Source organism: bacterium, assembly GCA_022616075.1.
Lineage (GTDB): Bacteria > Acidobacteriota > HRBIN11 > JAKEFK01 > JAKEFK01 > JAKEFK01.
Window position 1 is genome coordinate 1 of sequence record JAKEFK010000403.1, and the last position, 9105, is coordinate 9105.

Genomic DNA, 9105 nt, shown 5'->3' on the forward strand with positions numbered 1-9105 from the left:
GTGAACTCAAACCGGATTTTGTTCCCTGATTATTCCGGTAACAAGATGTTTAATACCCTGGGGAACATTACGGTCAATCCAAATGCAGGCTTGCTTTTTCTCGATTTCAAAAATGGAAACACGCTGCAGCTGACTGGAAAAGCGCGTGTAATCTGGGAAGAAGAACGTATTGCCGAATTTGCAGGGGCAGAAAGGCTGATCGAGTTCGACATCGAGCAAGTCATCGAAATTACAGCAGCTACGAATCTGAGCTGGAGTCTTTTGAGTTATTCACCATCAAACCCAGCAAATATATTTTGAATATCGTTCAGGAACCGGTTGAAGCAGTATCCGCAGCCACACACATTCTTTTCGACTTCATAAACATTTTGGCTCTGGATGTGAATCGATCATTCGTTCAATACACATGATCAAGGAGCGGTGGCGGTCCATGCTCGCTTGAGCCAAGATAGAGACTCCTAATCTAAGGTTGGTTTTGAATTGAGGATGAAGTTCATGAGAGCGGATATGATGAAACTTGCTTATGGTGGTGATGAAAACATTCTATTTGATTGAATCCTGAGCCAAAACTATAAAAGGCCATGAAGGGATCTAATCCCCAAGATGAGATCTTTTCATTTGAACTTTCACTCGTCTTAAATCTAGGATTTAAAAAATGAATCTTTTCGATTTCAGTCTGTAGGAGCGTGTTTCATGAATGGAAGGAGAGTTTCGTTATGTCTCGTTTTGATATTGTCCCTACTGGTCTGCCCTGGAAACAGCAGTTCGGCCAATTCAAGCCCGCAAGAGCAAAGAACCGTCCCGCCGCGCCAGGCTGCCCTCGCACAGGAAAAGAGGGTAGCCCTATTCATTTTCGAGGGAGTGGAGATCATCGACTTTACTGGCCCCTATGAAGTTTTCGGGCAAGCGGGGTTCGATGTGTTTACTGTTGCTGAAAAAGCCGCTCCAATTACAACATATATGGGGATGAAGGTGACACCGCAGTACACATTTGAAAATCATCCGAAACCGGATGTGTTACTGATTCCGGGGGGTGAGATCGCTGCTCATCAAGAGAATCCTGTTGTGATCCGTTGGATTCAGGAAAATACAAAGCAAGCCGAAGCGGTACTTTCTGTATGCACTGGAGCATTCTTTCTGGCCCGGGCCGGGCTGTTGGATGGCATGCAAGCGACGACGTTTGCTTCGATGATTCCGGGGCTCCATCAAGCCGCGCCAAAGGCAAAAGTCGTATCCGATAAACGTTTTGTGGATAACGGAAAAATCATAACCAGCGCCGGATTATCTTCAGGAATTGACGGCTCACTTCATGTTGTTGAAAAACTGCTGGGTAAAGGTTGGGCCCAGGTGGTCGCTACCGGCTTGGAATACAACTGGGACTCGGAATCGAAATACGTACGCGCAGCGCTTGCCGATCAACAGTTGAGAGTTGTAACACCATTTATTCGACGTTATGAGCGAGAAGTGATCAAACACGAAGGGGGTGTTGACCGTTGGACCGCAGTGTGGAAAGTGCAGTCGGATTCCAATTCGTCCTTTTTTGATTCCTTAAACGGTTATCTCGCAACTGAAAGCAAGTGGAATCGTCAGAATCTCAATGATCCGGCGAAGAGCCTTTGGAAATTTTCCGATGCAAAGGGCCAGACATGGACAGGAGAAGCAATTCTGGAACAGGTATCGGAAGAAAAAAATCGGCTGGTTCTGACAATACGAATCTTCCGGTCCTGAAAGAAATCCGCAAATAATGTGGTGACGTACGACTCTTCGGCACAGGTACGCGGACGTGACTTACGCTCAACATAGATTTGAACCCTGTGGCTGCTTCTGATTATGAAATATGTATGCCTGCCACAAGACGGTCTTAACGATACTGAAGATTGTGAACTTCCTCCACATCCTGTGGAAAAACGAGCGTTGAGAATCGGCAGGAGCAAGTTTTACAACTGGCGCAGGCGATACGGCAAAGTGACCGAACATAACTCCTGTGGATTCGGCGAGAATGGTTGCTGCTAGATTACTGTGGAGTGAAGGAGGAAGGGCGAATTGGATAAGATTAATTCAATGAAAAAACTCATCAGCTTTTTGTTAATTTCTCTTGCTATTCCGATTCACACGTCAGCTCAACAGCTGGACTTTCCAAAATCTGCGCACACAAAGATAGAAGACCTGCAGACTGCCATGCCGCAGCTCGCGAAGAAGATGATTGAGATATACAAAGAGGACGATCGGCAAAAATACCTGGATCATCTATTTCGATTGCAGATGATTGCCACAAACTACAACGAGGCGATCGCAACCATAAGATCACTGCGCGAGGTTTTTAAGGTTAAGGATCCGAGTCATGCAAATATGGCCAACATGGTGTATGAAATCTTCTGCAGCACCAGGGTCACCCAAACCGCCAAAAATATTTCTTTTGAAGATGCATTTCAGCAGTCATTCCGGAACGCTTATTCCAAATTAAACGATACGGATGCTTATCGCGTCTCCTGGAGTTTCGGTTACAATCTGGCCCGTGCTCAAAACGCATTGCAGCAATCCCTGGAGAACTTAAAAGACAGAGACAGTATCGACCTCAATGAGGCTTTGCAGCTAGTACAACAATATCAACCTTATCAGGTGTACAAACTTCTCTCTCCGTTAACCAGCGCGCTAATCAAAGAAGATGAAAACAGGCGGTACATAATTCAGGATGACGTTTTGATTAAGACGAAAGAGGGTGCAACCCTCTCCGCCATTGTGGTTCGAAAGAAGGGGATTGATACTCCTCAGCCGGCGGCGCTATGCTTCACGAGTTATACGGATCTCAGTTTAAACCTGGCGCTGCAAGCAGCTTCCTATGGCTATGTTGGCGTGACAGCAGAGACAAGGGGCAAGAGACTGAGTCCTGATGAAATTGATCCTTACGAGCACGTTGCTCGGGACGCCTATGGAGTGATTGACTGGATCAGCAAGCAACCCTGGTGCAATGGGAAAGTCGGAATGTATGGCGGAAGTTACTCAGGTTTTGCGGCATGGGCTGCAACCAAGACACTTCATCAGGTCCTTAAAACAATCGTTCCGTATGTTGCAAACAATCCGGGCGATGGCTTACCGATGGAAAACAACATATTTTTGTTCGTCAATTATGCGTGGGCATTTTACGTTACCAATAACAAGTATCTTGATAACACAACCTATTTTGATAGCAAACGATGGGGGGACTTAAACAACAGGTGGTACCAAAGCGGGAAGTCTTATCGCGAAATTGATAGGGTTGACGGAACGCCGAACAAATGGCTCCAGCGATGGTTGCAGCATCCAAGTTACGATGAGTACTGGCAACGGATGGTCCCGTATAAGCAGGACTTTGCAAGAATCAATATCCCGGTCTTAACAATCACAGGCTATTACGATGATGGTCAACAATCTGCGCTGCATTATCTGAAGGAACACTACAAGCATAACAAAAATGCGGACCATTATTTGCTGATTGGCCCGTACGATCATTTTGGTGCACAGTCGTCCCGCAAGCCATGGGTTCTGAGAGGTTACACGATTGACCCGGTGGCGCAGATGGATACCCCGGAGATCACCTTCCAGTGGATGGATTTCATTCTGCGTAACGGCGCTAAACTTCCGATACTTGCGGATAAAATGAATTATGAACTGATGGGGGCGAATGAGTGGAGACATGCGCCGTCCCTTGAAAAAATGAGCAACAGTATGCTGACTCTCTACTTAACCAACAGAAGTCTCGAGATTATTACAAATTGAGTGAGAATAAGCCGTCGAAACTTGAGTCGCTACATCAGGAAGTGGATTTTGCCGACAGAAAGACGACCAACAATGATTACTACCCCGACCCGATCGTTGGTAAGAAACCTGACCTTTCCAACGGATTTGCTTTCATCAGTGAGCCTTTCGACGAACCAATTTCAATTCAGGGCACATTTTCGGGCGAAATCAAAGCAAGTATCAACAAGAAGGACATGGATATCGGAATCGTCTTATACGAGGTAATGCCTGATGGCGAGCTGTTTCATCTTTCTTACTTTCTTGGGCGCGCAAGTTATGCGAGAGATATGAGTATCAGGAGACTATTGATACCAGGTAAAATCGAAACAATTCCATTTAATAAAACCCGGATGGTATGCCGGATGTTGAGTAAGGGCAGCCGCCTGCTGATCACCTTAAATGTCAACAAAAATCCTTATGCGCAAATTAACTATGGTACTGGAAGAGATGTGAGCGATGAGAATATTCGCGATGCAAAGATCCCATTGCAGATCCATTGGTACTATCAAAGCTACGTGAACATTCCGATTTGGAAATAAATCGAAAGATCAACAACAGTTCTTATCCGTTCAGCGATTGATTGTTGTCACCATGAATGATTTTCATTGATCAAGTAAAAATAAATCATTTGATTAATGTGCTTTCCGCCACTTATCATGAAACTCGACAAGGGAGGTGTTCATGGAACGCTCACTCTCCCGATCACCTTCTTGATGGTGCTCACGTTCCTTTTGGGAACTTCAGTCGATTCTAAAAAAGAGAAAGCTGAGCGATTTATCATGGATCAACTTGCCCGGCGGCATGTTCCCGGTGCGTCCGTTGCGGTGATCCGCAGCAATCAATACGAGATCATGGCTGGTTACGGGATTGCGGAGATATTGCATCGTAAGAAAGTAACACAGGATACGGTATTTCAAATCGCATCGGCAACGAAATCGTTTACAGCTGTCTGTATCCTTTATCTTATCGAGCAAAGAAAGCTGAAGTTGGAAGACCGGGCATCCACCTACCTATCCTGGATGCCTGAAATTTACAGCGAAGTCACCTTGAGACAGATTCTTACTCACACCTCGGGAGTGAACCGGGATTTGCGTAAAGACAATCTGGATGAGATAGATGAAAAGGAATTCCGAAAAAGACTTGCAGAGGCGCCCCGATCGTTTCCGCCAGGCGAACGTTGGGAATATAGCAACACAGGGTATATCCTGCTGGGCTCGATCATTCAGTCTGTTACCGGAAAAAGCTACGATCACTTTTTGGAAGAACAGTTCTTCAAAAAACTGGGTATGGCGAGAACCGTGACTTCGCATCGTTTGAAGGAATTTTCTGATGTTGCAAAAGGATATGAATGGAACGGAACCGAACTTCAGCCAAGCCCTTATTACAGCGGCGGTGCTTCTGCGGGTGGCATGGCTTCCTCTGTAAAGGATCTGGCCAACTGGAACGTAGCGTTGCAGTCCAATCAGATTCTCTCAAAGCAGTATCGGGAATTGATGTTTACTGCTTCGGCGGGGGTTTCCTTTCCCTTTCGCAATCAAACATCAAGCTATGGAATGGGATGGTTCCTGACAAGGATGCATGGAAAGCCTCTCATCACCCATGGTGGAGCCATTTCAGGATTTTCTTCGATCGTTAACCGCTTCCCGGAAGAGAACCTGCTTATCATCGTTCTTTGCAACGCTAAAGCCGGGGAAGACAAACTCGGACATGCTGAGGCAATCGCTAGCGGTCTTGCGGACATCTACTTGAATGCCGACTGAAATGTCCACGAGAAGCATGCGTGCAAGAGTCGAAAACGGTGGTGTAAGACTTGAACACTTCAACCACCGTGATCGTAAATAATGATGAAAATGCAAAGAAGAACATTTTTGAAAGGCTTGGGAGCGGTGATTGCAATTTTGCCGGATGTTTTGCGTCCAAGATTAGTTCGAGGTGCCACAGCCAGGCGGGCCACGAGCCGTTTACTCCCTTCCGATCCGGCATGGCCAAATCCCAAAAAATGGGAACAGCTGAGCAAGCAGGTGGACGGAAACTTAATCAGAGTGGAGCCTCTTTTTGGCCCATGTAATCCGGAGTCCAAGGCAGCAGCTTGCCAGGATGTAGTGAACAATCTCAAGAACCCTTTTTATCTCGGGGATCAACCCGCTGGCACACAGGTTTCCGGATGGCTGGATGCCTGGACGCCGGCAGCCAGTGTTTATGCAGTCCGCGCCAGAAACACGGGGGATGTCGTAGCAGCAGTAAACTTCGCTCGCGAAAACAATCTACGTCTTGTGGTGAAGGGAGGCGCGCACAGTTATCAAGGAACATCGAACGCCCCGGATTCGCTTCTGGTTTGGACTCGCAGCATGAACCGCGTAACTTTGCATGAGGCTTTCGTTCCCAAAGGTTGTGAAGGCAAGATAGCGCCGGAGCCTGCAGTTACAACGGAAGCAGGCGCTGTGTGGGCAGACCTTTATGACGCAGTGATTGTTAAAGGCGGACGCTATGTGCAGGGCGGTGGCTGCACTTCGGTAGGAGTAGCAGGTCTGGTGCAAAGCGGCGGGTTCGGATCGTTTTCCAAAGGATTCGGCACTGCGGCCGCGAGTCTGCTGGAAGCCGAAATCGTAACAGCGGACGGACAGATACGCATCGCAAACGAATGCATGAACCCCGACCTCTTCTGGGCTATCAAAGGAGGCGGTGGAGGAAGCTGGGGAATCGTTACAAAGCTCACACTACGCACACACGAGCTTCCTAAATTCGCAGGGGTAATCGGTGGGACCATCAGGGCTAGTTCGGATGCCGCGTTTCACAGGCTAATCAGCCGCTTTATCGCATTCTATAAGGAGAGTCTTTTGAACCCACACTGGGGAGAGAGTGTTAAGGTAGGTTCAAATACACTGGAAATTTCGATGCTCTATCAGGGCAACGACAATGCAGAGCCACAGCGCACGTGGCAACCATTCGCCGAATGGGTCAAAAAGGAGCAAGACAGCCTGACGATCCTGGAAGAGATTGATAGTTCGACAATCGAAATGCGAAGCCTGTGGGATGTGCCCGCCAGAAGAAAGCGTGGCAGCAACGCAATGGTCTATGATACGCGACCCGGGGCACCAGAAACGCATGGGTGGTGGCGAGGCGATCAGGAGCAGGTAGGGGTGTTCATTCATGGGTATGAATCCCTCTGGATGCCGGAGTCACTGCTGGGTTCGGACACTCAACCGAAGTTCGTAGATGCTCTTCTTGCGGCCGGTCGGCACAATGTTATCGAACTGCACTTCAACAAGGGTCTTGCCGGCGCTACCACTGAAGTCCTCGCTGCAGCAAGAAACACTGCAACGAACCCGGTGGTGCTTCAATCTTTTGCGCTGGCAATTACCGCTCGCGCCGGCGCGCCCAGATTCCCTGGACAGCAAGGCGCAAGTATGGATCTCGATGCCGCGAAAAGGAATGCCCGCAGCGTAGATGCGGCGATTGCTGAGCTGCGCAGGATCGTTCTTGATGGCGGATCTTATGTTTCGGAGAGCAACTACTTTCATCCATCGTGGCAGCACGCATTCTGGGGCAATCATTATCCGAAGTTGCGCGCGGTTAAAGATCGGTACGATCCGGACGGTTTATTCTTTGTGCACCATGGAGTGGGCAGCGAAGACTGGAGTCCCGACGGCCTCTTGCGTCTCAATTAGCATTGCTTCTTGATATATTTCGAGGTCGATGGCACCAGGATCTCCGTGAACAGAAATCATTCGTTCTACGCTTAAACCGAACTGCTGGATTTTTTTCCCACGCACCTGTAGGCACAACAGATTCCATGTTAAAAAGGAAATAGACTGCTGATGCTCATAGGTCACTTGCCAACTGCTTTAATGCGCGGAACGTCTTCGGCAGCCAGCCAATCGGCGGCTGGAAGACGATCGATTAATTTATACCAGTGCGGATCAGTAGCGAACACCTTTTTGAAAATCTGCAGGGCTTCCGGTTGGCCACCGGCGTTGTAAAGTCCGCCGCGTACCAAAATGAAAGCTCAATATTTTCCGGATAACGCGCCATCGCGCTCTCATACTCTTTCTTTGCGGAAGCCTGGTCCTTTTTCAGCAAGAAGTTCTGTGCTTTTGCTAAATGACGATACGCTTTGTAAATACTCAATAAGCGGCGGAGCTCTACGAGCGGATGCGGGTTGTCGTCCACGCGCAAATCCACAACGCGGTCCTGTTTGGTAGTCTCCTAGGCGGGGGATTTTATCATCGTCGACCAAGCTACCTTGAGTAGCCCCGAAATAGCGATCGATTGGCGACCACAACGGCCTGTCAGCCTGTCCCTTTTTTTGCCATCGCGGCGATATAGATTCAATTCTAAAATCGGCTGGTTCTGACAATACGAATCTTCCGGTCCTAAAAGAAATCCGCAAATAATGTGGTGACGTACGACTCTTCACAGTTCTTATCCGTTCAGCGATTGATTGTTGTCGCCATGAATGATTTTCATTGATCAAGTAAAAATAAATCATTTGATTAATGTGCCTCCCGCCACTTATCATGAAATTCGACCAAGGAGGCGTTCATGGCTTTTCAGTCAGGACATATCGGTTTGAATGTTACGGACCTTGACCGGTCCAAAAAGTTTTACCGGGATGTATTCGGATTTGAAATTCTGCGCGAATCTCGTGAGGACGGACGGCGCTTTGCGTTTCTAGGCATTGGCTCCCGCACGGTTCTGACTTTGTGGCAACAGAGTCAGAGTCCGGAGCGTTTTGAAAAAGAGAAACCTGGCCTTCATCATCTTTCCTTTCAAGTGGACAGTATCGAAGAAGTCAAAGTAATCGAAAGGAAACTGCGGGAAATGCAGGTTCTGTTTTTATATGATGGGATTGTGGCTCATCTGGAGGGATCGAAGTCTGGAGGAGTTTTCTTTCATGATCCCGATGGAATCCGTCTGGAAATCTTTAGTCCGACGGGCGCAGATTCTCATCCTGCTGCAAGACCGGATGCACCTTCCTGTGGATTTTTCTGATTTGAAATATCATTCAGGAGAACTGGAAGTACAGAGGCGGGCAGGCGTCCAGGACATGGCCAACCGCGTGTCCGGAGTCATACGTTCCACAATTCCACAAATTGCACAACAGTTCTTATCCGTTCAGCGATTGATCGTTGCCGCCACCATAGACTCGAAAGACCGCTCGTGGGCCTCTTTACTTACCGGACCCGAAGGGTTCGTTCGTGCGATTGATGATCGAACACTTCTGATTGATGCATTACCGGTCCCAGGAGACCCTCTTGAGCAGAACCTGAAGGCCCATAACGAAATCGGAATCCTCGCGATTGAATTCATCAGTAGACGGCGCACCAA

9 protein-coding genes are annotated in these 9105 nt (G+C 48.1%); 8 read left to right on the forward strand and 1 reads right to left on the reverse strand.

The window, feature by feature from the left end; all coding sequences use genetic code 11:
* From L0156_30860 to L0156_30885, 6 genes are all read left to right on the forward strand, one after another.
* A partial coding sequence (locus L0156_30860; GenBank protein ID MCI0607402.1) for a pyridoxamine 5'-phosphate oxidase family protein occupies positions 1 to 300 on the forward strand: 300 nt, incomplete at its 5' end.
* A 393-nt stretch (positions 301 to 693) separates the two neighbouring features.
* Positions 694 to 1728 carry a DJ-1/PfpI family protein gene (locus tag L0156_30865; protein MCI0607403.1) on the forward strand — a complete coding sequence of 345 codons (1035 nt, stop codon included), beginning with the start codon at positions 694 to 696 and terminating at the stop codon, positions 1726 to 1728.
* A 333-nt stretch (positions 1729 to 2061) separates the two neighbouring features.
* Positions 2062 to 3756: a CocE/NonD family hydrolase gene (locus L0156_30870; protein MCI0607404.1), complete on the forward strand. Its 1695-nt coding sequence runs from the start codon at positions 2062 to 2064 to the stop codon at positions 3754 to 3756.
* On the forward strand, positions 3753 to 4316 hold the full coding sequence (locus tag L0156_30875) for a hypothetical protein (protein ID MCI0607405.1): 564 nt from the start codon (positions 3753 to 3755) through the stop codon (positions 4314 to 4316). The genes L0156_30870 and L0156_30875 overlap by 4 nt, the downstream gene beginning before the upstream one ends.
* 117 nt (positions 4317 to 4433) lie before the next feature.
* Positions 4434 to 5537 (forward strand): beta-lactamase family protein, encoded by a 1104-nt coding sequence (locus L0156_30880; GenBank protein ID MCI0607406.1) that lies wholly within the window; start codon positions 4434 to 4436, stop codon positions 5535 to 5537.
* Between the two features lie 90 nt (positions 5538 to 5627).
* Positions 5628 to 7445, forward strand: a complete 1818-nt coding sequence (locus L0156_30885) for an FAD-binding oxidoreductase (protein ID MCI0607407.1) — start codon at positions 5628 to 5630, stop codon at positions 7443 to 7445.
* A gap of 161 nt (positions 7446 to 7606) precedes the next feature.
* On the opposite strand, the gene L0156_30890 is transcribed toward L0156_30885, so the two are convergent.
* Positions 7607 to 7774 carry a hypothetical protein gene (locus tag L0156_30890; protein MCI0607408.1) on the reverse strand — a complete coding sequence of 56 codons (168 nt, stop codon included), beginning with the start codon at positions 7772 to 7774 and terminating at the stop codon, positions 7607 to 7609.
* 545 nt (positions 7775 to 8319) lie between these two features.
* Here L0156_30890 and L0156_30895 point away from each other — a divergent pair.
* Together L0156_30895 and L0156_30900 are read left to right on the forward strand one after the other, a co-directional pair.
* On the forward strand, positions 8320 to 8769 hold the full coding sequence (locus L0156_30895; GenBank protein MCI0607409.1) for a VOC family protein: 450 nt from the start codon (positions 8320 to 8322) through the stop codon (positions 8767 to 8769).
* A gap of 1 nt (position 8770) precedes the next feature.
* The coding region (locus L0156_30900) for a pyridoxamine 5-phosphate oxidase (GenBank protein ID MCI0607410.1) at positions 8771 to 9105 on the forward strand (335 nt) is incomplete at its 3' end.